The sequence below is a fragment of the Streptomyces sp. GESEQ-4 genome, assembly GCF_017948455.1.
Taxonomy (GTDB): domain Bacteria; phylum Actinomycetota; class Actinomycetes; order Streptomycetales; family Streptomycetaceae; genus Streptomyces.
The window spans coordinates 241,515-263,374 of record NZ_JAFFSU010000012.1; the positions used below are offsets into that span (position 1 = coordinate 241,515).

The window sequence follows — 21,860 nt, forward strand, 5'->3', positions numbered from 1 at the left end:
GCCGGTAACGACACGTTGACCTGCGGGCGACATGCGAGGATTGACCACGCTCGCACCCGAACCTACCTTCGTCAACATGGGCGGGCGTTGGGTCCGCTGCCCTCTCGTTCCTCATGTGAGGCCGGTGCCTGCCATGGATGTCTCCTTTCTGGGTGGACCGCGCCCTCAGCGCGGTGTCGGTGTAGTCGCTCCCTTCGACTTCGCGCTGGACCGCGAGCTGTGGCGGTGGGTACCCGACGAGGTCTCCCTCCACCTCACACGCACGCCCTTCGTACCCGTCGAGGTCAGCCTCGACCTGGCCCGGCTGGTCAGCGAGCACGAGACGCTCGGCGACGCCGTGCGCACCCTGAACGCCGTCACGCCCGAGGTCGTCGCCTACGCCTGCACCTCCGGCAGCTTCGTCGGCGGCATCGCGGGCGAACGCGCGATGTGCGAGGCGATGACCCGCGAGGGCGCCGTGCCGTCCCTCACGACGTCCGGCGCGCTGCTGGAGGCGCTGGCCTCGCTGGGCGCGCGAAGGGTGGCGCTGGTGACGCCGTACACGGTGTCGGTGACCCGCTCGCTGGAGCAGTACGTGGCGGAGGCGGGCGTCACGGTCACGGGCTGCGAGTTCATGGGCCTGACCCGGCACATCTGGAAGGTGCCGTACCGGAACGTGGCGGACATGGCGCGGCAGGCGGTGAGCCGGGGCGGGGCGGACGCGCTGTTCATCAGCTGCACCAACCTGCCCACGTACGACGTCATCCCCCAACTCGAGGCGGAACTGCGCCTGCCGGTGCTGTCGGCCAACCAGGTGACGATGTGGGCGGCACTGCGCCGACTGGGTACCCGAGCGGTGGGGCCGTATCAGCGGCTGATCGATCCGGCCGCGCGTGTCGGCCCCGTACTGCCGGAGAGTTCTGGCGCCGTGGTGCCGGAGAGTTCCGGCGCCGTACTGCCGGAGGGTTCCGGCCCCGTACTGCCGGAGGAAGAGCAGCAGCAGGAAGGGTGGACATGACAGCACTCGGATTCCTCTACCCGGGCCACTCCGCCGAGGACGACTATCCACGCATCGAGCAGCTCCTGGGCAGCGACATCCGGCTCGACGTGATCCACACGGACATCGGCGAGGACGCCCACCGCGTCGACGCGCTGCTCCGGATGGGCTCGGTGGAACGACTCGCGGCGGGCACCGAGGCCCTCCGCCTGACCGGCGCCGAGGCGGTGGTGTGGGCCTGCACCAGCGGCAGCTTCGTCTACGGCTGGGAGGGCGCCCACGACCAGGTCCGCAGCCTCGCGCTCGCGGCCGGCATGCCCGCCTCCTCGACGTCCTTCGCCTTCGTGCACGCGGTGCGGGAGCTGGACGTGCGGCGGGTCGCGGTCGGCGCGACGTATCCCTCGGACGTGGCGGACCTGTTCGCTCAGTTCCTGCGGGCCGGCGGCGCTGAGGTGCTCTCCGTCCGTGGCTCCGGCATCATCACGGCGGCCGAGGTCGGCACCTGGGGCGAGGAAGAGGTCCTGACGCTGGCGCGCGAGGCGGACCACACGGACGCGGAAGCGGTCCTCCTCCCGGACACCGCCCTGCACACCGCCTCCCATCTCCCCGCCCTGGAGAAGGAACTGGGCAAGCCGGTCCTCACCGCGAATCAGGTCACGGTCTGGGAGGCCCTACGACTGACGGACCGGCGGGTGAACGCGCCGGTGCTGGGATCCCTGTTCACGAGGGAGCCGATCGTGCAGGCGTGACGGCGGGGTTGCCGGGTGCGGCGCCGGGTGCGGCGGTGATGCCGTCGGTGTGCAGCAGCCAGGTCAGGGTGATCATGAGGTCGAGTCGGTCGGCGGGATCGTAGACCCGGCTTCCGGTCAGTTCCGCTATGCGGCGCAGCCGGTAGCGGACGGTCTGTTCGTGGACCTGGAGCCGGGCGCTCGTGATCACGGCGTTGTCACCGCACTGGAGATAGGTGAGGAGCGTGGTCAGCAGCGGCACCCGGCGGCGCGGCGGCAGGGCGAGGATCGGGGCCAGGAACACGGCCGAGGTGGTGTCGATGAGGTCCTCGACCATGGCGGCGGCCAGGAGCGCGGTGTGGTCGGCCGCCCGCTGCGGCCGGTCGGACGGCAGCACACCGCGCTCCATGAGGGCGACGGTGCGCCGGGCCCAGCGGAGCGACACTGCGGTGCGCTCGGCCGGCACCGTCGGCCCGATGGCGGCGGCACCCAGCGGGACCAGCAGGGTGGGCAGCCATTCCCGCCCTGCCGAGTCGGGGTCGGGGACGATCAGATACGACGCGTCCCAGTCGGCGAGCACATCGGGAGGCAGGATGCGGCTCGGCGGATGGGCGGCGGAGACCAGGGCGACCGCCGCGACCGTGCCGGGCACCCGCCAGTCGGCCGCCCTGGCCTGCTCGTGGATCATGCCGGGGTCGGGCGGCAGCTCGCGGACCAGCAGATTACGCAGTCGTCGGCGCCGGCGCTCCCGGTCGGTGGCCAGCTCACCCTGCTGACGCGCGTACCCCTGGGCGCCGGCGTCGGCCGCCTGGGCGAGGAGCCCGAAGAGGCCGTCGGTGAGCGAGGAGAGGGTCTCCTTGGGCCAGGAGAACCGGTAGGCGTCCTTGATGAACCGGCGGCAGGCGACCTGCCCGCTCAGCCTGAGCGCGGTCTGCAGCCGGTCGAGGCTGTAGCCCCGACAGGCCGCCTCGGCTCCCAACTGGCTGTAGAGCTCGGTCAGTCGGGTGGAGTCCGTGGCGGGCCGGCCGAGTGAGTCGACGAAGTGGGCGACGGTTTCGTCGATGACCTGACGGACGGCTCTGCGGTAGTCGGCGTCCACGGGCGGACCGCCCTCGTGCACATGCACCCGGACCTCGCGCTCGATCTCCTCGACGGCGTCCGGGAGGTGCGGCCGGAGCATGTCCGACAGCGACTTCGCCAACGGTGGGTCGATGACAGTCACAAGCATCCTCTTCCGTCCCCCCGGATGGTCCCGGCACCTCGTTCACCCGGTCAACTCACCTGCGTGACAAGGTGAGTTGATCGTTTTGTCGGTGCCGCGCCAACCTTGTCGGAGACCGACAAACAAGGCCGCGAATTGCCCGGCGTCACATGCAGAACGCCGGTCTCCCTGATTCCACGATGTCCTCTCGAAACCCCCACACCCCCACACTCACGAGAGGACTCTCCGTGAAACCAGCGCTGAGAAAAAGGTTAGGAGTACTGCTCACCGGTGTGTCCCTGACCGTGTTGCTGGGCGTCAACTCCCCGGCCGGGGCGGCACAGAACCCGTACGAGCGCGGCCCCGCCCCCACGCAGGCCAGTGTCATCGCCGCCCGCGGTCCGTTCGCCATCGGCCAGGTCACCGTGGAGTCCGGCAGCGGCACCGGCTTCAACGGCGGCACGATCTACTACCCGACCGACACCAGTCAGGGCACGTTCGGCGCGGTCGCGGTCATTCCCGGTTTCGTCTCGCCCCAGTCCGTGGTCCAGTGGCTGGGCCCCCGTCTGGCCTCGCAGGGCTTCGTCGTCTTCACCCTGGACTCCAACGGGCTGTTCGACCAGCCGCAGAGCCGCGGCAGCCAACTGCTCGCCGCGCTGGACCATCTGACCACGAGGAGTCCGGTCCGCGATCGCGTCGACCCCAGCCGCCTCGCGGTCATGGGGCATTCGATGGGCGGCGGGGGCTCGCTGTGGGCGGCGCAGAACCGCTCGTCCCTGCAGGCGGCGATTCCGCTCGCGCCCTGGGAATCCGACGCCACCTGGGAGAATGTCTCAGTACCTACGATGATCATCGGAGGCCAGTCCGACACCATCGCCCCGGTCGCCTCCATGTCGATCCCGATGTACACGTCCATGACGGCCGCGCCCGAGAAGGCGTACCTGGAAATGCTGAACGGCAGCCATTTCGCCCCCGTCAGCGAGAACGTCACCACCGCCAAGTACGCGCTGTCCTGGCTGAAGCGCTTCGTCGACAACGACACCCGCTACGACCAGTTCCTCTGCCCGGCACCCACCCCGAGCACGGCGATCAGCCAGTATCGGGACACCTGCCCCAACACCTGACCCGCCGCCGCGGCCCGGCCCTCCCCTCTCCCCGGGAGGGTCGGGCCAACCCTGCGGCAAGGCACGTCACGCCCTCCGGAAGCTGAGGCTCTCCCCCGCCGCCCCCGTCCGCCACAGGTCGTTGCAGCCCTCCGCCATTTCCGTGAGGCCCTCGACCACCGTCCCCCACACGATCCCCGGTACCCACCCCACGTCGGCGTTGAGCAGCAGGTTGTTGCGTTCGTAGAAGAGGGCGAGGTCGACGAGGGTCGTGCCGGGGCGGACCTCGCGGTCGTAGCCGTACGCCTGCGTGCCCAGTTCCGCTCCCGCGAAGGAGAAGTAGCAGAGGTCCCCCGGGATGGGGGTCACCGTCGGATTCTCCAGAGGGGGCTCCGCGTCCGCGAACGGTGCGAAAAGGGCGTAGATCTCATTGCGCGCGTATTTCGCGTGGTAGACGTCGCCGGAAAGCGGCAGGGAATCCCAGACGGCGGCGCAGGTGATCGGTGCGCGGTCGTCGAGCAGCCGGGCCCGGCAGGTGATTCCGCGCTTGACCAGCGATACTTCGATGTAGCGATCAGCCATGCAGTCCATGGTGCACCGCCGGTCAAGAGGGCGTGGCCAGGAACGGGGCTCAAATCGGCCCGCATAACTCGCATGAGGTCGGGTAGCTGCGCCGCCATGGCTCCATCACTGGAACATGGCTCAGATATGTCCGGGCCCACGCGTATGTCCGGGCCCACGCGCCGGTCGCTGCTCGCGGGGGTGGCGGCGGTCGGCGCGCTGGGCGCCGCGGGCTGCTCACGCGTGGCCTCGGCCTCGTCCACGGAGGGCGGTGATCTCCTCGACCGGCTGAAGGCGCAGGGTGTCGTACGGCTCGGGATCGCGGGCGAGATACCGTTCGGATACATCGACACGAACGGCGAACTCACCGGTGAGGCACCGGAGTTGGCGAAGGTGATCTTCAAACGGCTCGGCGTGGACAGCGTGCAGGCCGTGCCGACGGAGTTCGGGTCGCTCATTCCGGGGCTGAACGTGCAGCAGTTCGACGTCGTGGCGGCGGGGATGTACGTCAATCCCGAGCGCTGTGCGGAGGTGATCTTCGCCGATCCGGACTACCAGATGCTCGATGCCTTCATCGTGCGCAAGGGGAATCCGAAAGGGCTGCACAACTACAAGGACGTCGTCGAGAAGAAGGCGAAGTTCGCGACCGGGACCGGTTACGCGGAGATCCAGTACGCCGTCGAGGCGGGGTACAAGGAGAGCGACATCATGATCGTCCAGGATCAGGTCGCCGGGCTGAACGCGGTGGAGGCGGGGCGCGTCGACGTCTTCGCCGGAACCGCGCTCACCACTCGCGAGGTGGTGAAGAAGTCCGCCAAGGCCGAGTCGACCGAGCCGTTCAAGCCGATCGTCGGCGGCAAGCCGCATGTCGACGGGGGCGCCTTCGCGTTCCGCCCGACGGAGACGAACCTCCGCGACGCCTTCAATGTCGAGCTGCGCAAGCTCAAGGAGAGCGGAGAGCTGCTCCGCATCCTCCGGCCCTTCGGCTTCACCCAGGCGGAGATGACCGACCTCACCGCGAAGGAGCTGTGCGGCGGATGACCTCGGGACTGTGGGAACTGGTACTCAAGGGCCTCTGGGTCACGATCCAGCTGCTCGTCTTCAGCGCGCTGCTCGCGGCGGCCGTGTCGTTCATTGTCGGCACGGCCCGCGTCCACCGGTCGCGGATCGTCCGCTTCCTCGCGGGCTTCTACACCGAGGTGTTCCGCGGGACCTCGGCGCTGGTCATGATCTTCTGGGTGTACTTCGTGCTGCCGCCCGCCTTCGGCTGGCAGCTGGTGCCCATGTGGGCGGGCACGCTGGCGCTCGGACTGACCTACGGGGCGTACGGCTCCGAGATCGTGCGCGGCGCGCTGGCCGCCGTCGACCCGGCGCAGAAGGAGGGCGGGATCGCGCTCAGCTTCACGCCCTGGCAGCGGATGCGGCTGATCCTGCTGCCGCAGGCGGTGCCGGAGATGATCCCGCCGTTCTCCAACCTGCTGATCGAGCTGCTCAAGGGCACCGCGCTGGTGTCGATCATGGGCATGGGCGATCTGGCGTTCAGCGGCAGCCTGGTGCGGCTCGCGCTGCAGGAGAGCGCGGAGATCTACACGTACATCCTGCTGATCTACTTCGTGATCGCCTTCCTGCTGACGCGTGTGATGCGCGGACTGGAGAAGAAGTTGAAGGCCGGGGTCGGCAAGAAGCCGGAGAAGAAGGTGTCCGCGGTGCGCGTGCCTGAGGGGAGTGGTGTCGCGTGAACTGGGACTGGGGAGCGGTCGCCGACTTCATGCCGCACTTCTGGGACGGCCTGCTGGTCACCCTCCAGGCGCTGGTGCTCGGCTCGCTGATCTCGTTCGCGCTGGGTCTGGTGTGGGCGCTGCTGATGCGGGTGCCCTCGCGCTGGGTGACCTGGCCGGTCGGGGTCCTCACGGAGTTCGTGCGCAACACCCCGCTGCTGGTGCAGCTGTTCTTCCTCTTCTACGTGCTGCCCGAGTGGAACATCACCTTCTCCGCGCTGACCACCGGCGTCTTCGCGATCGGCCTGCACTACTCGACGTACACGATGCAGGTCTACCGGGCCGGTATCGAAGCGGTGCCCGTCGGCCAGTGGGAGGCGGCGACCGCGCTGAACCTGCCGCTCAGGCGGACGTGGACCGTGGTGATCCTGCCGCAGGCGATCCGCCGGGTCGTGCCGGCGCTCGGCAACTACGTGATCGCGATGCTCAAGGACACGCCGCTGCTGATGGCCATCACCGTGCTGGACATGATGGGCGAGGCACGGCTGTTCTCTCAGCAGACCTTCCGGTTCACCGAGCCGCTGACCGTGATCGGCGTGGCCTTCATCCTCATCTCCTATCTCGCATCCGTCCTGCTGCGCACCCTGGAGCGACGCCTTGTCCGTTGACACCGAAAAGAACCCGACCGACGTGCCCGCCTCCTCGTCCGAACTGATCCGCCTGGAGAACGTGACCAAGCGGTTCGGCGAGAACACGGTCCTCGACCATCTCGACTTCTCCGTGAGCGCGGGCAAGCACGTCACCCTGATCGGCCCGTCCGGCTCCGGCAAGACCACGATCCTGCGGCTGCTGATGACGCTGACCAAGCCCGACGAGGGCACCATCACCGTGGACGGGGAGCAGCTGTTCCCCGCGCCGGAGAAGCAGGTCCGCGAGGTCCGCAAGAAGATCGGGATGGTCTTCCAGCAGTTCAACCTGTTCCCGAACATGACGGCCCTCAGGAACATCACCGAGGCGCCGGTCACCGTGCTCGGCATGTCCAAGGACGAGGCGGAGGAGCGGGCGCGCGGGCTGCTGGACCTGGTGGGCCTGGCCGACAAGTGCGACGCGCGGCCGACCCAGCTCTCCGGCGGCCAGCAGCAGCGTGTCGCGATCGCGCGGGCGCTGGCGATGCGGCCGCAGGTGCTGCTGCTCGACGAAGTGACGTCGGCGCTGGACCCGGAGCTGGTCGCCGGTGTCCTCGACGTCCTCCGGGACATCGCCCGTTCCACGGACATCACGATGCTCTGTGTGACCCACGAGATGAATTTCGCCCGCGACATCTCGGACCAGGTCCTGATGTTCGATTCCGGCCGGGTCATCGAGGCCGGGCCGCCGGAGAAAATCTTCAGCGACCCGGAGCAGGACCGAACGCGGGAATTCCTCAGCGCGGTTCTCTGATTGCACGAGGTGAAGGCGGACGGGCTGTCGGTACACAACCGACAGCCCTTTCCTCTGGCATATGCCAGAGTGTCAGTCCCCCTGCTGAGAGGGCCGGAATCTCGTCAACAACCGCTCACTACAAGCCTCTTGGCGGCTATCGTGGAGAGGATCCGCTGACCGGATTGCGGCCCAAGAGCGAGCCAAGAGCGAGCGCAGGGGGAAACCGTGGCGCTGATGAACGAGCCGACCGCGCCGTACCACTCGGCCCAGGACGCCCTGCGCGTCCTGGAGACGGTGGCGCGACACTCCGCCGGAGTCACCGACGCAGAGCTCGCCCGGCACACCGGCCTCGGCGCCGAGCGGCTGACCGCGCTGCTGCGGATGCTGCGCCGTGAGGGGTACGTCGAGCAGGGCGCCGACGGTGCCTATGTCACCGGCGCCGCCCTCACCCGCCTCACCTCCACGCACGGCCGCGAGGAGGCCCTGCGCGAAAAGCTTCAGGGCACCCTCGACCGGCTGCGCGACTCGGTGGGCGCGGCCGTCTACATCAGCCGGTACGTCGACGGCGAGATCAACGTCACGCAGTACGCCGACGGCCCCACCACCCCCGCGGTCAACGAGTGGGTGGACTTCCGCTACTCCGCCCACGCCACCGCGATCGGCAAGAGCCTGCTCGGCCAGCTCGACCACAATGGCCGCCGGGACCATCTCTCCCGGCACAAGATGGCCCGGCTCACCTCGCGCACGATCACCAGCGACAAGCTGCTGCTCTCCCGCCTGGAGGCCCAGCCGCCGACCGTGCCCCACCTCGACCTCCAGGAGTACGCGATCGGCACGGTCTGCGCCGCCGTCCCGATCACGGCCGGCTCCTCCGTGGGCTGCCTCGCCCTCTCCCTCCCGGTCGAGCACGCACACCGGCTCAAGCAGGCCGCCGACGCGCTGAACCGCAACGCCGCGCCGGTGCTGCTCTCGCTGGCCATCTGAGGGTCGCCCGGCATTGGTCAGGAGCACCCCTGAGAACCGGGTAATATTTTCCGTACCGCCGCCGCGCGAAGCACATCACGCGCGGCCGGCGAGGGTCATGCGCCGCTAGCTCAGTTGGTTAGAGCAGCTGACTCTTAATCAGCGGGTCCGGGGTTCGAGTCCCTGGCGGCGCACGTTGTCGATGGCGAGGCGTGTTCGCGGAAAGCGCGAACCGGCTCGCCATCGTCGTTACTGCGCGGCTGCGCCGCGCGTTGTGGGGGCTCCGCCACCCACACCCCCTGAAGCCGGGCCTCTCGTGGGAGCGAGGGGCCCTTCTTCGATGGCCGCTTCGATGTCCGCGGGCGTCAGCCTCCGGTACGCGTCCTCCCCCGCCGGCCGCCACCACACGGGATCGGCGCAGTGGACGCCCTCCTTGCGGAGCCGCGCGCGGTGGATCTTGTTCGTCGCCGTGACCGGCATCCGCTGCACGACCCGTACGAACCGGGGCGCCATCTTGGTCCCGAGGTCGGGCTGGGCCGCCAGAAAGCGCGCGAAGTCGTCGGGCTCAAAGGTCCCGGAGAGCGCCGCCATCACCTGGTCGCCGGTCACCGGGTCCGGCACCGCGTACACGGCGACGGCGTCCGCACCCTCGTACCGGGCGAGGATGTTCTCGATCATCGCGGCGGCGAGATTCTCGCTGTCGACGCGGATCCGGTCGTCCGTGCGCCCGGCGAAGTACAGGTACCCGTCGGCGTCCCGGCAGAAGAGGTCGCCGGTCCAGTACGCCCCGTCCCGCAGCCGTGCCGCGTCCGCCTCCGGGTTGCGCCAGTAGCCCTCGAAGGGATTCGGCCCCCGGTTCACGAGCTCGCCGATCGCCTCCTCTCCGTTGAGCAGACGCCCCGTGGAGTCGAAGAGAGCCGCCGGGCACTCCTGTCCCGTCTCCGGATCGAGTACGACGAGCCCGGGCGTCGCGGGCCCCACCGCCCCCGCCGGTGTCTCCGGCGTCCACTGCACCGCCGCCCCGCCCTCCGACGACCCGTACCCCTCCACCAGCCGCACCCCGAACCGCCGCTCGAACGCCGCCGCGTCCACCGCCCCCGCCTCCGTGCCGAAGCCGAGCCGCAGTGGGTTGTCGCGGTCGTCGGGCCGTTCCTCGGTGGCGAGGATGTACTGCACGGCCCGCCCGACATACGTGAAGTAGGTCGCCCCGTAGCGCCGTACATCCGCCAGGAACCCCGACGCCGAGAACCGCCGCCGCAGCGCCACCCCCGCCCCGGCCGCCAGCGCGGGCGCCCAGTCGGCGATCACCGCGTTGCCGTGGAACATCGGCATGCAGATGTAGTGCACGTCGTCCCGGCCCACCCCGAAGTGGCCGGCGAGGGAGTGTCCGGCGGCGGCAAGGCGGCCCTGTGTGCAGACGGCTGCCTTGGGGGCGCCGGTCGAGCCGGAGGTGAAGTACAGCAGGAGACGGTGGGAGGGGGTGGCACGGGTGGAGTCCGGGCGGGCGTCGGCGTAAGGCGCGAGCAGGTCGTCGTACTCCTGGGTGTCGGTGCACAGCAGTCGTATGCCGGGCAGGTCGAGGCCCGTAAGGAGGGGCAGGCGCGTGCGGTCGGTGAGGACGATCCGGCAGTCGGTGTGCAGGATGTCGCGGGCGAGTTCGGGGCCGCGGCGGGTGGGGTTGATCCCGGCGACGGCCGCACCGGCGAGGGCGGCGGCGCCCAACCACAGCGGATACTCCGGGGTGTTGTCGAGCAGCACCCCGATGTGCGGCTCGGCGTCCGGCGGCAGCAGATCGGCCAGCAGCGCCGCCCGGGCCGCCGCTCCGGCCGCCATCTCGTGGTGGGTGAGCGTCCGTTCCTCGCACCACAGCCCCGGGCGGTGGTCGCCCCACCCCGCGGCGACGAGTTCCGCGACCGTACGCGCACTGGATTCCATGGGCGCGCACGGTAATTGACATACCGTCAGATGTGGAGCCCTAGGAGAACCCAGGAGGACCAGGAGGACCCGGAAGCGCCCCAGGAACCTAGAACCCGAAGCCTTCCGCCGCCGAGAAGAACGCGTGGACGATGATCATGAACGCGATACAGAAGGCGATGAAGAAGCCGAGGAACAGCAGCACGCAGCCCGAGCCCGCCGCGAGCTTTCCGCGCGCCGGGGCGTGGGCCGTGGCGCGTTCGGGGCGGTCCGGCAGGTAGTGCACGGTGACGATGTCGCCTTCCACGGTCGTCGCCGGGCCGTACGCCTCCTCGAACCGGATGTAACGCCCGTCGCGCGTGGTGAACTCGTAGACGTGATGCTGCGTCGTGGAGTCGTTGCGCGTCGTCGTGAACGCCCGCAGACACCGCGCCTCGGCCGTGAGCCCGTGGTTCCAGGCGCCGCGAATGTCGCGGGCACGCCGCATCAGCCTCGTCGCGCCGTAGCCCGCAAGGCCGATCATGCACAGCGGAATGACGTAGAACAGCGCTTCCATGAGATCCCCCGAGGTCAGGTACGGCTTCCCGCACGCCGGAACGGTCTTGATCGGCGTGCGGGAAACCTACCCGCGGGGGGTGGCGGATTGACTCAAGGGATGCTCAGAACGTGACGTCGGAGCAGGCGTAGAACGCGTTGCTCGTGTCCGCGATGGTCCACACGGCGAGGATGACGTGGTGGCCGCTCAGGCCGGAGGGCAGCGTGCCGCTGTGGGAGAGGGTCTGCGGCGGGCGCTGGCCGTTGTAGGGGACGGTGAAGAACGGGGTGAGGTTGAGGTCCGAGCGGGCCAGGTTGTGGTTCTGGTTCCAGCCCGGCTTGGTGACGTAGTACTTGAAGTCGGTCGTGGCGTGCATGGCCGTGAACTGCCAGCGGAACGTGTAGCTCTGACCACCCGTCACCCTGGTGGTCGGCCAGTTGGCGCCCGACGGCGTCTTCGGGGCGCTGAGCTGGGCGAACTGGCCCAGCCCCGCGTTGCATATCTGCCCGTCCGCCGGGCCGGACGCCGGGAAGCCCTTCGGGCCCTCGACGCTCTGCGGCTCCCACTGGATGTTGCCGCAGTTGGTGACGGTGCCGTTCTGGCAGAGCTTCTGCCTGCTGATGGGGAGGTCCGTGTAGCCGTGGCCGCTGGCGCCGCCGGAGGAGAGCACCAGGGCTCCGGTCGTGGCGAGGCCCACCGCGACGGCGGACAACTTGGTCTTGGTGCGCATGCTGCCGCTCCTGGAAAACGTGGGGGAAGTTCAGTGAGCTTGCAGGTCTAGACCAAGTCTCAGATTATTGCGGTTACTTGAACATGTCCATACCAATCGAGGAACTCATTCCGGACATGGTTCAGGGCCCTGTTTCCGTCCGTCCGGAACAGAACGCCACCGTCAAGTCCTTCACCAGCACCTTGCGTTCGTAGTCGTCGAGGTCCACCAGCCCCCGCATCGTCAGCCGCGTCACCGTGTCCTCCACCGAGTCCACGACCGACGTCAGCATGCTCGCCCGCTGCTGGGCGTCCAGCGCGGCGATCCGGCGGCGGTGCATGGCGGCGGCGACCTCGGGGGCGTACTCGACACGCACCGGACGCACCGAGAACACCTCCAGGCCGACCGGCGTCGCGTCCGCCGCGACCAGCCGGGTCAGCGCGTCGGTGGCCACGTCCATCGACGGCCGTACGCCGCCCGGCATCTCCACCGGCACCCGGGCGAGCGCCGCCTCCACGCACTCGCGCAGATAGGTCTCGTGGTCCTCGACGCCCAGCGTGGCCCGCGCGGTGTCACGCACCCGCCACACCACGAGGACGACGACCCGCAGCGAGACCCCGCTGCCCTCGGCCGCGGGCATCGGCTCGCTGCGCCAGTGCCGCAGCCGTACGTCGACCCGGCGGCGCAGCACCAGCGGGTTGACCCACATCAGGCCGGTCCGCCGCACGGTCCCCCGATAGCGGCCGAACAGCCCGAGCACCCACGCCCGCCCGGTCCGCCCCCGCGCCAGCCCGCCGAACCCGAACAGACCCAGGGAAACGGCCCCGGCGTACGCCGCCCACTGCGCGGGCCCGAGCCCGGCCCCGCCGGTCCCCGGCAGACCCAGTTCCGCAAGGACCGGGGCCGGCAACGCGCCCGCCCACCAAGAGGTGAGGAGAGCTCCGGCCACCCCCGTCCCCCCGGCGAGCACTCCCACCACTCCGGGCAGCACGCGTGCCGGGCGTTCGGTCAGGGCGGGGTCCACCTCCGGCACCGGGCGGGCCTTCGCCGGGACCGGGCGGCGCAAGCGCGGCTGCTCCCCCGTCCCGTGACGACGGCCCACGACGGCGGGCTTGAGGGGGACGGACACCGGGTTGGCGTCGTCGCGGAACAGCAGATGGACGGGGATCTCGGTGGTCGCCTCGTTCTGGATCAGCCGGGCGGGCCGGGGCGCGCTCTCGGCGGGGCCGTCGGACTCGGGCGTGTGGGACGTGGTCGTGGTCATCGGGTGCCTCCAGCCTCCGCGCCAGATGCGTCAGATGCGTCGATGCTCAGAGTCGATGCTCAGAACGGTGGGATGCGCGGCCTCCTCGCATCACGCGAAGAGCCGCCGCCAGGTCTCCGGCCCCGGATAGCCGTCCGCCGCGCCGCCCCGCCAGCCCTGGGAGCGCTGGAAGGCCTCGACGCCGCGCCGGTCCGCCTCGCTCCAGCGCGGATCCTGACCGGTCGTGTGGTGCGTGCCGAAGCCCTTTCTCACCAGCTGCCGGCGGAGCTGGGTGACGTACTCGTTGGCCGCGCCCGGCCGGAACATGGCCCGCCCCGGATAGCCGGGCACCCCGTGCGAGGCAGGAGCGGCCGGTGCGGCGGCCCCCGTGGTGATGTCCTTGCCCTCACCGGTGACCAGCAGCGCCCAGGTCCGCGGCCCCGGCAGCCCGTCCGCGTCGTCGCCGGTCCAGCCCTGGGCGCGCTGGAAGGCCCGGGTCGCCCTGCGGTCGGCGTCCGTCCAACGGGGGCCCGGACCCGAGGCGTAGAACCGGCCGGCGCCGCGTGCGGCGAGCATCCGGCCCAGTTCGGCGACGTGCTTGTTGTGGGCGCCGGGACCGAAGTAGGCCGCTCCCGGGTACGGCCGCGCGGCGGACGCGCTCGGCTCGGCGCCCGGGGTTCCCGTCGTGCCTGCCGCGAGCCCCTTGTAGCGGTAGGCGAGATAGCGGTCGGAGTTGTTCCAGTAGGCGTAGGGGGTGGTCTGCTTGCGGGCGTGCGGGCGGGTGGACTCGTAGGCGATGTAGGAGGTGTGCGTGTGATCGGTCCAGCCGCCGAAGATGACGACGTGTGAGCCGTTCTGCGGGTTCTCCGGGTTGTGGAACAGCAGCATGTCGCCGGGCAGCAGATCGTCCTTGGACACCCGCACCCCGTACTGGCCGAGGCTGCCCGTCCATTCGTTGCCCGGCAGCTTCCAGGCCATCGAGACGAAGCCGGAGCAGTCCTGCCGGTATCCGTCGGACCAGAACCGGCTCATGCTGTACGGCACCTTCGCCTCGACCCATGTCTTGGCCCGCTTGATGATCTCCGCCCGGGTGATCGCGGGCACCACGGTCCCGGGCGCGGGCTTGGGCCGGCCGGCCGCACCGTGCAGCGGGGCGGGACCGCCCTGCGGACTCGTGGCCTCGTCATCCGGGGGAAGGTCCGGCCGCTGGGCCGCGTGCGGGGCGGCGAGCGCCGGTGCCGCCTGCCCCGCGGCGAGCGCCGCGGCGGCCACGACCAGCACCCGCCGGGCGGCCGGGTGACGACTTCCGTGACCGGTCGCGGAATGCGGCAGGACCCGCCGCCAGTGAACACATCCCGCGCAGTCGCAGTCGCCCGCGGGATCGAATTCCTCGAAGGCCGGAGCCGGCATGCGATTCCCTTCACACTCCAGCTGGAAATGTCCACGTCTGTGCATGTTGATCAGTTTCACAACTGTCGTCCGGACGCGCATGTTGACGGTCCGAATGATGTACGGCGGCCAGGGCGGGCCCCGGCCGGCCGGGCGCGGGTGGTCCGGAGCACCCTCCGGGGTCCGGTAAAGTCGTGCAGGTCAGCAGGCGCCGCTAGCTCAGTTGGTTAGAGCAGCTGACTCTTAATCAGCGGGTCCGGGGTTCGAGTCCCTGGCGGCGCACCGACAGCTAGGCCCCTCGCTCCGGCGGGGGGCCTTCGCCTTACCCCCCATCTTGCGATCATGCTGGACGCCGTAGAACCCTGTTTCTGCCAGATGCTGCGGATTCGCGGCAGTTGGGGGGCAAGGAGCCGGTTGCCGGTTTGTCACGGGGAGAGAGGGGCCCCGTTCATGAGGCGATGCCGAGGGGGGCATCATGCAACCGGAAGGTCGCTGTTTCATGTCTAGAGGTGTGGAAGATGTGGTGACAGCGGTCCACCACTGATACGCCTGTGAAGGTCGAGGGGGACCGGAGCAGGTGTAAGGAACCGACAAACACGCGCTGACCCGCGTGTGGGGGGATGACTCATGACGTCGACGCCGACGGGCGCCGAGCAGAACTATGACCCGTCACAGACGACCCAGCTCAGGGTCCCGTCGCATCGCACCGGCGCCTTCCGCCGGATAAAGAAGACGCTGCCGAAGTACGACTACGAGCACTACAGCCGACTGGCGGGTCCCCTCACACAACCCGATCCGAACAAGCCCTACAGAGTGCAGTACCGCTCCTTGATCTCACAGGAGCCGCACCGGCTCAGAGTGGCCCTGATGCTGGCCGCCGCACCGCTGCTCTCGCTGGTGCTGCTCGCCTGGCTGCTCCAGCCCGTGCACTGGACCGAGCGCGACTACCCGGCGTACGACTTCCTGCCGACCCTCGACATGGTCATGCTCGTCTCGATCGGCCTGATCGAGTTCTTCCGCTGCATGAACGTGCTGTCGAACGCGCACGCCACGCTGGTCGCCCGCGACCCCATCCCGGTGGTGCCCGAGACCGGCACGAGAGTCGCCTTCCTGACCTCCTTCGTGCCCGGCAAGGAGCCGCTGGAGATGGTGACGAAGACCCTGGAGGCGGCCGTCAAGCTGCGCCACCGGGGCCTGCTGCATGTCTGGCTGCTCGACGAGGGCGACGACCCGGCGGTCAAGGAGGTCTGCGCCCGGCTCGGCGTGCACCACTTCAGCCGCAAGGGCGTCGCCAAGTGGAACCAGGCCAAGGGCCCGCACCGCGCCAAGACCAAGCACGGCAACTACAACGCCTGGCTGGACGCGTACGGCGACCACTACGACTTCTTCGCCTCCGTCGACACCGACCATGTGCCGCTGCCCAACTACCTGGAGCGGATGCTCGGCTTCTTCCGCGACCCGGACGTCGGCTTCGTCATCGGCCCGCAGGTCTACGGCAACTACGACAACTTCGTCACCAAGGCCGCCGAGTCCCAGCAGTTCCTCTTCCACGCCCTGATCCAGCGCGCCGGCAACCGCTACGGCTCGCCGATGTTCGTGGGCACCTCCAACGCCGTACGCATCAGGGCGCTGAAGCAGATCGGCGGGCTGTACGACTCGATCACCGAGGACATGGCGACCGGCTTCGAGATCCACCGGCACAAGAACCCCGTCACGGGCAAGAAGTGGCGCTCGGTCTACACCCCGGACGTGCTGGCGGTCGGTGAGGGCCCGAGCGCCTGGACGGACTTCTTCACCCAGCAGATGCGCTGGTCGCGCGGGACGTACGAGACGATCCTCAAGCAGTACTGGAAGGGCTTCTACTCGCTGCCGCCGAGCAAGCTCTTCAACTACACGATGATGATCATCTTCTACCCGATGTCGGCCCTGAACTGGATCCTCGCGGCGATCAGTTGTGCGCTGTTCCTGGGTCTGGGTGCCTCGGGTGTCAACATCGACCCGACGATATGGCTGATGCTCTACGGCAACGCCTCCGCCCTGCAGATCGGCCTCTACGTCTGGAACCGCCGCCACAATGTCTCGCCGCACGAGCCCGAGGGCTCCGGCGGTGTGGCCGGCATGGTGATGTCCGCGCTGTCGGCGCCGCTGTACGCGAAGGCGCTGATCGACTCGATGCTGCGCAAGAAGAGCAAGTTCGTGGTCACGCCCAAGGGCGACTCGGCCAGCCCGGACCGCTGGTTCGGGACCTTCCGGTACCACTGGTACTTCATCCTGATCTTCGCCGGCTCGATCGCCGCGGGCTTCGTGTACGGCCACTCCCACCCCGCGATGATCATCTGGGCCTGCTTCGCCCTGCTGATCACGGCGACGCCCATCTTCGCCTGGCGCCACATGATGCGGCAGGAGAAGAAGAAGCCCGCCGCGCCCGACCGGCCCGAGCCGCAGCCGCTGCCGGCGCCGCACGCCCCGCAGCAGATGCCGAGTTGGGCCGCCACGCAGCAGCAGCCGCAGCCGCCGCAGGGCGGCGGCAACGACCAGACCATGCAGATCGCCCTTGGTGGACTTGGGGGACGTAAGGAATGAAAGACCAGGCCGGCCGCCGCCGTGTCCGCCGACTCGCGATAGGCACGGCGGTGGTTCTCGCGCTGGCCGGGATGAACGGGCCGTGGCTCTACCGCGTCGGGACCGAGAAATATCACGAGTACCAGATCAACAGACCCGACTACAAAGCCGACAACGGCCGCTGGGAGATCGTCGATTTCCCGGAGGAGTACCGGCAGAACACCATCCACGCGGCGCTGCTGCGCACCGGCAAGGTGCTGCTCGTCGCCGGGTCGGGCAACGACCAGGACAACTTCGACGCGAAGAAGTTCGACACCCGGATCTGGGACCCCGTCAAGGGCACCATCAAGAAGGTGCCGACGCCCAGCGACCTGTTCTGCACGGGCCACACCCAGCTCGCCAACGGCAATCTGCTGATCGCGGGCGGCACCAAGCGGTACGAGAAGCTCAAGGGTGACGTCACCAAGGCCGGCGGCCTGATGATCGTCCACAACGAGAACCCGGACAAGCCGATCACCCTGCCCGCGGGCACCAAGTTCACCGGCAAGGAGAACGGCAAGACGTTCGTCTCCAAGGACCCGGTGCTCGTGCCGCGCGCCAAGAAGGTCTTCGACCCGGCGACCGGCGCGTTCCTGCGCAACGACCCCGGTCTCGGCCGGATCTACGTCGAGGCGCAGAAGAAGGGCAGACAGTACGAGACCGGCACCCAGGACAACTACCGCGTCCAGGGCCTGACCGGCGCCGCCGCCCGCAACACCTACGGCATCGCGCAGAAGCTCGCGCTCGACAAGAAGGACTTCCAGGGCATCCGGGACGCCTTCGAGTTCGACCCGGTCGCCGAGAAGTACATCAAGGTCGACCCGATGAAGGAGGCCCGCTGGTACCCGACGCTCACCACCCTGAGCGACGGCAGGATCCTCAGCGTCTCCGGCCTCGACGACATCGGCCAGTTGGTCCCCGGCAAGAACGAGATCTTCGACCCGGCGACCAAGAAGTGGACGTACACGAAGAAGATCCGTCAGTTCCCGACGTATCCGGCGCTGTTCCTGATGCAGAACGGCAAGATCTTCTACTCGGGCGCGAACGCGGGATACGGGCCGGACGACGTGGGGCGTGACCCCGGTGTCTGGGACCTGGACTCCAACAAGTTCACCAAGGTGCCCGGGCTGAGCGACGCGAACATGCTGGAGACCGCCAACACCGTGCTGCTGCCGCCCGCGCAGGACGAGAAGTACATGGTGATCGGCGGCGGCGGGGTCGGCGAGTCCAAGCTGTCGAGCGAGAAGACCCGGCTGATCGACCTGAAGGACGCGGACCCGGCGTTCAAGGACGGGCCTTCGCTGGAGAAGGGCACACGGTATCCGCAGGCCTCCGTGCTGCCCGACGACACCGTGCTGATCTCCGGCGGCTCCGAGGACTACCGCGGGCGCGGCGACTCCAACATCCTCGAGGCGCGGATGTACGACGCCGAGACCGGCGAGATGCGGCGCGTCGCCGACCCGCTGGTGGGCCGGAACTACCACTCCGGGTCGATCCTGCTGCCCGACGGGCGGGTGATGTTCTTCGGCTCCGACTCGCTCTACAGCGACAAGGCCAACACCAAGCCGGGCGAGTTCGAGCAGCGGATCGAGATCTACACGCCGCCGTATCTGTACCGGGACGCACAGCCGTCGCTGTCCGGTGGTCCGAAGACCATCGAGCGCGGCGGGACGGGGACGTTCACCTCGCAGCACGCGTCGACGATCAAGAAGGTGCGGTTGGTCCGGCCGAGCGCGTCGACGCACGTCACGGACGTGGATCAGCGGTCCATCGCGCTGGACTACAAGGTGTCCGGGGACAAGATCACGGTGACGGTGCCGAAGAACCGGAATCTGGTGCAGGCGGGGTGGTACATGCTGTTCGTCACGGATGATCAGGGGACGCCTAGTAAGGCGCAGTGGGTCCGGGTGCCTTAGCGCCGTTCTTGGCCGCAGGTTCGTTGTGGCTTGTCGCGCCAATCCCCGCGCCCCTTTCGGGGCGCGGGGATTGGCGTTAGTTGGAAGCTTTGGCCAGGTTTAGTGCGTACTCGGGCCACCACTCGCCCGCCTTCGGGCCGCCCTTGCACTCGCCGTCCGATTCGCCGGGGCGCTTGGCCCAGACGTAGGCGTCGACGAGGGGGTCCGCCGTTTTGGTGGTCGGGGTTTCGCCGAGGGCTCGGCCGGGTGGGTTGCACCAGCGTTCGTCGGGGTTGCCCTCGGTGTAGGGGCCGTTGCCGTTGCGGCTGGTGTCGATGATGAAGGGCTTGTTGCCGACCTTCGCGGAGAGCTCCTTGCCGTAGGCGATGGAGTCCTCGGTGGAGTAGAAGTTCGAGACATTGACGGAGAAGCCGTCGGCCTTGTCGATGCCCGCCCGCTGGAGGGGCTCGAAGATCTGGTCGGGCCGGCCCCAGCCGACGTTGCCCGCGTCCAGGTAGACCTTGGTGTTCTTGCTGGCCTTGAGCTTCTCGACGGCGCCCTTGAGGAGGTCGTAGCGCTCCTCGTGGAACTCGTCCGGGGTGCAGCCGTCGACCAGGTGCAGGATCGCGTCCGGTTCGAGGATCACCGTCGCGGAGCGATCGCCGATGCCCTTGGCCACCTGGTCGATGAACTCCCGGTACGCGTTGCCGTCCGCGGCGCCGCCGCCGGAGAACTGGCCGCAGTCGCGATGCGGAATGTTGTAGACGACGAGCAGCGCGTCCCGGTCGGCCTTCTCGGCGGCCTCGGTGAAACCGCGCGCCTCCTGCTCGGCGCTCTCCGGAGTGAGCCACTCGCCCGTCGGCTGCTGAGCGATCTTGCGGATCTGCTCGGCCTCGTCCTGCTTGCCGGCCTTCGCGTACGTCGCGACCTGCGCGGCCGCGTTTCCCTGCGGGTTGACCCAGAACGGGTCGGTCTCCTTGGGCTGTTGGGAGATCTTCGCGCCGGCCTCGCCGGTCTCGTCCCCGCCGTCCCCGTCCCCTGAAGAGCACCCCGCGAGCAGTAGCGCCGCCCCCAGCACCACTGCGGACGCCCGCGTTCCGGCCGACAAAGACCTCACCCCCCTGTTGCCGTACATCAACCCCCCTTGGGTGCACCGTTCGAGTCTCAATCCTGGCATACGTGACGCGGCGCCCACGAGGCCGCCCGAGCCTTGTCGGAGAGCTGTTACAGCCCCGATGGTCTGGGGAGGCGCGCGCCTGAGAGGAGGGCGCGGGGGCACGCGAAAGGGAGTGCGCGGGCATGCATCACACCAATCGGGAGATCCAGCTCGCTCAGGCTCTCGTGGAGGCGGCGGACACCCTCACGGACGCCTTCGAGGCCACGCGCTACTTACAGGTGATCTCGGACCACTCTGTGGAACTGCTGGCCGCGCGGGCGGCCGGGATCATGCTGATCGACGGCGGGCGGGCGGTGTCGCTGGCCGGGAGCAGCCGGCAGCAGGAGGTCGCCCTCGATCTGCTGGAGGCGCAGCACGGCGGCGGTCCCTGTCTGGACAGCTACAGCTCCGGGCAGCCGGTGCCGCCGGTGTCCATCCGGCACGCCGCCGCTGCGCCGCCGCGAGACACTGCTCGGCGCGCTCAACGTGTTCGCGCCGACGCCCCCCGAGCACGACGGGCGTGCCGGTGAGGCGGCGCTGGCGCTGGCCCAGGCGCTGGCCGACGCCGCCGCCGTAGGACTGCAGAACCATCGCGCGTACGCGCAGTACCGCACGCTGGCCGGGCAGTTGCAGGAGGCCCTGTCCAGCCGGGTGCGGATCGAGCAGGCGAAGGGGATGCTGGCGGAGCGCTGGGGCACGGGGGCCGACGAAGCCTTCGTGGCCCTGCGGCAGTACGCGCGTCGGCGCAGGCTTCCGATCGACCGGGTAGCAAGCGCTGTCATCGAACGGGTCGCGGACGACGCGGAGTTGCGCCGGGAGAGCGGGGAGAGCGAGGGAACGGTCGGTGGACCCGCGTGACCCCCGCACCACCTGCAACCTCTATGCCGGGCAGCGTTTTTCGTTCTACAGTCGTCCTCGACGGCCCCAGTCCCCGGCCGGTCGATCCCCACTGTGGCTTCCAAGCCTCCCGCGCCGGTCGCCGGGTTACTCCCGCAGCCCGAGCGCGCGCGGTCGAGGACCAGCCCGGTCGGCGGCTTCAGGGGGAGCGGGTCGTCGACCGGGCCGGGTGACTCCGGAATCGTCAGGAGCCTGTCCTCGTCAGGTACGCCGACACGATCACGTTTGCCGTATAGCTGCGGCTCTGTCGGTCGAAGGTGCCGCCACAGGTGATCAGCCGTAGCTCGGGGCGGCCGGGGTGGTGAGGGCCGTAGGCCTGGTGGGCGTCGAAGAGGTCTCGGGTCACCACCTGGATGTCGTCGACGGTGAACTCGGCGATCTTGCCGTCGTCGCGGATGACGCGGACTTTCGCGCCGGGCTGCAGGGAGCTGATCTTGTGGAAGACGGCGGGGCGGGTCTCGGTGTCGGCGTGTCCGACCATGAGCGCGGCGCCCGCGGCGCCGGGTTTCGCGCCGCCCGCGTACCAGCCGACCACTCCGGACTGGTCGAGGGGCGGCGCGTCGACGGCGCCGTGCGCGTCGAGCCCGCGGGCCACGACGGGGGCCTGCACGCCCAGGTCGGGGATGTCGATGCGCTGCGGCAGCGCGGGCTTCAACGGGCGGGCGACGGGCGGCAGTTCGTCGTCCGGCGGGCGGCCGACCGCCGCCATGTCGCCGGTGGTGGGTGTGGCCGTCCCGTGCCGTACGTCGGTGACCTCCCGCCCCCACAGCCACAGCCCGAGCAGCAGCACCGCCCAGACCAACCCCGTCGTGAGGCGGCCGGTACCCGAGGAGCGCTCGGACATCGCCG

General features: G+C 69.4%; 21 protein-coding genes and 2 tRNA genes. 14 read left to right on the top strand and 9 right to left on the bottom strand.

Features of this window, described 5'->3' with window-relative positions; genetic code table 11:
• Window positions 1-133: 133 nt before the first annotated feature.
• Window positions 134-997, top strand: coding sequence for an aspartate/glutamate racemase family protein (locus KCH48_RS24010; RefSeq protein WP_210576764.1), 864 nt, complete (start codon window positions 134-136; stop codon window positions 995-997).
• Window positions 994-1,725 (top strand): aspartate/glutamate racemase family protein, encoded by a 732-nt coding sequence (locus tag KCH48_RS24015; RefSeq protein ID WP_210576765.1) that lies wholly within the window; start codon window positions 994-996, stop codon window positions 1,723-1,725. The genes KCH48_RS24010 and KCH48_RS24015 overlap by 4 nt, the downstream gene beginning before the upstream one ends.
• Here KCH48_RS24015 and KCH48_RS43200 read toward each other — a convergent pair.
• A complete protein-coding gene (locus KCH48_RS43200; RefSeq protein ID WP_210576766.1) occupies window positions 1,697-2,926 on the bottom strand; it encodes a helix-turn-helix domain-containing protein in 1,230 nt (409 codons plus the stop codon). The genes KCH48_RS24015 and KCH48_RS43200 overlap by 29 nt on opposite strands.
• Window positions 2,927-3,105: 179 nt before the next feature.
• Here KCH48_RS43200 and KCH48_RS24025 point away from each other — a divergent pair, with 179 nt between their 5' ends.
• Entirely contained in the window at window positions 3,106-4,029 is a 924-nt protein-coding gene (locus KCH48_RS24025) for a serine aminopeptidase domain-containing protein (RefSeq protein ID WP_246885756.1), read from the top strand.
• 66 nt (window positions 4,030-4,095) lie between these two features.
• On the opposite strand, the gene KCH48_RS24030 is transcribed toward KCH48_RS24025, so the two are convergent.
• On the bottom strand, window positions 4,096-4,590 hold the full coding sequence (locus KCH48_RS24030) for a DUF3830 family protein (RefSeq protein ID WP_210576768.1): 495 nt from the start codon (window positions 4,588-4,590) through the stop codon (window positions 4,096-4,098).
• A 126-nt stretch (window positions 4,591-4,716) separates the two neighbouring features.
• Between KCH48_RS24030 and ehuB the strand changes: the two genes are divergently transcribed.
• The 6 genes from ehuB to KCH48_RS24060 all read left to right on the top strand — a co-directional run bounded on the left by ehuB (window position 4,717) and on the right by KCH48_RS24060 (window position 8,866).
• Complete coding sequence (gene ehuB / locus KCH48_RS24035) at window positions 4,717-5,610, top strand: ectoine/hydroxyectoine ABC transporter substrate-binding protein EhuB (RefSeq protein WP_210576769.1); 894 nt, start codon at window positions 4,717-4,719, stop codon at window positions 5,608-5,610.
• Window positions 5,607-6,308, top strand: a complete 702-nt coding sequence (gene ehuC / locus KCH48_RS24040) for an ectoine/hydroxyectoine ABC transporter permease subunit EhuC (protein WP_210576770.1) — start codon at window positions 5,607-5,609, stop codon at window positions 6,306-6,308. The genes ehuB and ehuC overlap by 4 nt, the downstream gene beginning before the upstream one ends.
• The gene (ehuD, locus tag KCH48_RS24045; RefSeq protein WP_210576771.1) at window positions 6,305-6,955 is read left to right on the top strand and encodes an ectoine/hydroxyectoine ABC transporter permease subunit EhuD; all 651 of its coding nucleotides are present in this window, start codon (window positions 6,305-6,307) and stop codon (window positions 6,953-6,955) included. Before ehuC ends, ehuD begins: the two co-directional genes overlap by 4 nt.
• The gene (ehuA, locus tag KCH48_RS24050) at window positions 6,945-7,727 is read left to right on the top strand and encodes an ectoine/hydroxyectoine ABC transporter ATP-binding protein EhuA (RefSeq protein WP_210576772.1); all 783 of its coding nucleotides are present in this window, start codon (window positions 6,945-6,947) and stop codon (window positions 7,725-7,727) included. Before ehuD ends, ehuA begins: the two co-directional genes overlap by 11 nt.
• 207 nt (window positions 7,728-7,934) lie before the next feature.
• Window positions 7,935-8,693, top strand: coding sequence for an IclR family transcriptional regulator (locus tag KCH48_RS24055; protein ID WP_210576773.1), 759 nt, complete (start codon window positions 7,935-7,937; stop codon window positions 8,691-8,693).
• 99 nt (window positions 8,694-8,792) lie between these two features.
• Window positions 8,793-8,866 (top strand) — tRNA-Lys (locus tag KCH48_RS24060).
• Between the two features lie 55 nt (window positions 8,867-8,921).
• Here KCH48_RS24060 and KCH48_RS24065 read toward each other — a convergent pair.
• From KCH48_RS24065 to KCH48_RS24085, 5 genes are all read right to left on the bottom strand, one after another.
• Window positions 8,922-10,607, bottom strand: a complete 1,686-nt coding sequence (locus KCH48_RS24065; RefSeq protein ID WP_210576774.1) for a long-chain-fatty-acid--CoA ligase — start codon at window positions 10,605-10,607, stop codon at window positions 8,922-8,924.
• 88 nt (window positions 10,608-10,695) lie between these two features.
• On the bottom strand, window positions 10,696-11,142 hold the full coding sequence (locus tag KCH48_RS24070) for a DUF3592 domain-containing protein (protein ID WP_210576775.1): 447 nt from the start codon (window positions 11,140-11,142) through the stop codon (window positions 10,696-10,698).
• 103 nt (window positions 11,143-11,245) lie between these two features.
• On the bottom strand, window positions 11,246-11,851 hold the full coding sequence (locus tag KCH48_RS24075; RefSeq protein ID WP_210576776.1) for a lytic polysaccharide monooxygenase: 606 nt from the start codon (window positions 11,849-11,851) through the stop codon (window positions 11,246-11,248).
• Window positions 11,852-11,972: 121 nt separating this feature from the next.
• Window positions 11,973-13,094 (bottom strand): SPFH domain-containing protein, encoded by a 1,122-nt coding sequence (locus tag KCH48_RS24080; protein ID WP_210576777.1) that lies wholly within the window; start codon window positions 13,092-13,094, stop codon window positions 11,973-11,975.
• A 90-nt stretch (window positions 13,095-13,184) separates the two neighbouring features.
• Window positions 13,185-14,483, bottom strand: coding sequence for a peptidoglycan-binding protein (locus tag KCH48_RS24085; protein ID WP_210576778.1), 1,299 nt, complete (start codon window positions 14,481-14,483; stop codon window positions 13,185-13,187).
• Window positions 14,484-14,670: 187 nt separating this feature from the next.
• Here KCH48_RS24085 and KCH48_RS24090 point away from each other — a divergent pair.
• The 3 genes from KCH48_RS24090 to KCH48_RS24100 all read left to right on the top strand — a co-directional run bounded on the left by KCH48_RS24090 (window position 14,671) and on the right by KCH48_RS24100 (window position 18,979).
• Window positions 14,671-14,744 (top strand) — tRNA-Lys (locus KCH48_RS24090).
• 345 nt (window positions 14,745-15,089) lie between these two features.
• Window positions 15,090-17,045: a glycosyltransferase family 2 protein gene (locus tag KCH48_RS24095; RefSeq protein ID WP_210576779.1), complete on the top strand. Its 1,956-nt coding sequence runs from the start codon at window positions 15,090-15,092 to the stop codon at window positions 17,043-17,045.
• On the top strand, window positions 17,042-18,979 hold the full coding sequence (locus KCH48_RS24100) for a kelch motif-containing protein (RefSeq protein ID WP_210576780.1): 1,938 nt from the start codon (window positions 17,042-17,044) through the stop codon (window positions 18,977-18,979). The genes KCH48_RS24095 and KCH48_RS24100 overlap by 4 nt, the downstream gene beginning before the upstream one ends.
• A 76-nt stretch (window positions 18,980-19,055) precedes the next feature.
• Here the strand turns inward: KCH48_RS24100 and KCH48_RS24105 are convergent, their stop codons facing one another.
• Window positions 19,056-20,093, bottom strand: a complete 1,038-nt coding sequence (locus tag KCH48_RS24105; RefSeq protein ID WP_210576781.1) for a glycoside hydrolase family 6 protein — start codon at window positions 20,091-20,093, stop codon at window positions 19,056-19,058.
• A 164-nt stretch (window positions 20,094-20,257) separates the two neighbouring features.
• Here KCH48_RS24105 and KCH48_RS42360 point away from each other — a divergent pair, with 164 nt between their 5' ends.
• Both KCH48_RS42360 and KCH48_RS43205 read left to right on the top strand, forming a co-directional pair.
• Entirely contained in the window at window positions 20,258-20,644 is a 387-nt protein-coding gene (locus KCH48_RS42360) for a hypothetical protein (RefSeq protein ID WP_246885758.1), read from the top strand.
• Window positions 20,601-20,972, top strand: coding sequence for an ANTAR domain-containing protein (locus KCH48_RS43205; RefSeq protein WP_307840927.1), 372 nt, complete (start codon window positions 20,601-20,603; stop codon window positions 20,970-20,972). Before KCH48_RS42360 ends, KCH48_RS43205 begins: the two co-directional genes overlap by 44 nt.
• Before the next feature lie 223 nt (window positions 20,973-21,195).
• Here KCH48_RS43205 and KCH48_RS24115 read toward each other — a convergent pair whose 3' ends face one another.
• Window positions 21,196-21,855, bottom strand: coding sequence for a class F sortase (locus KCH48_RS24115; protein WP_210576782.1), 660 nt, complete (start codon window positions 21,853-21,855; stop codon window positions 21,196-21,198).
• Window positions 21,856-21,860: the final 5 nt, after the last annotated feature.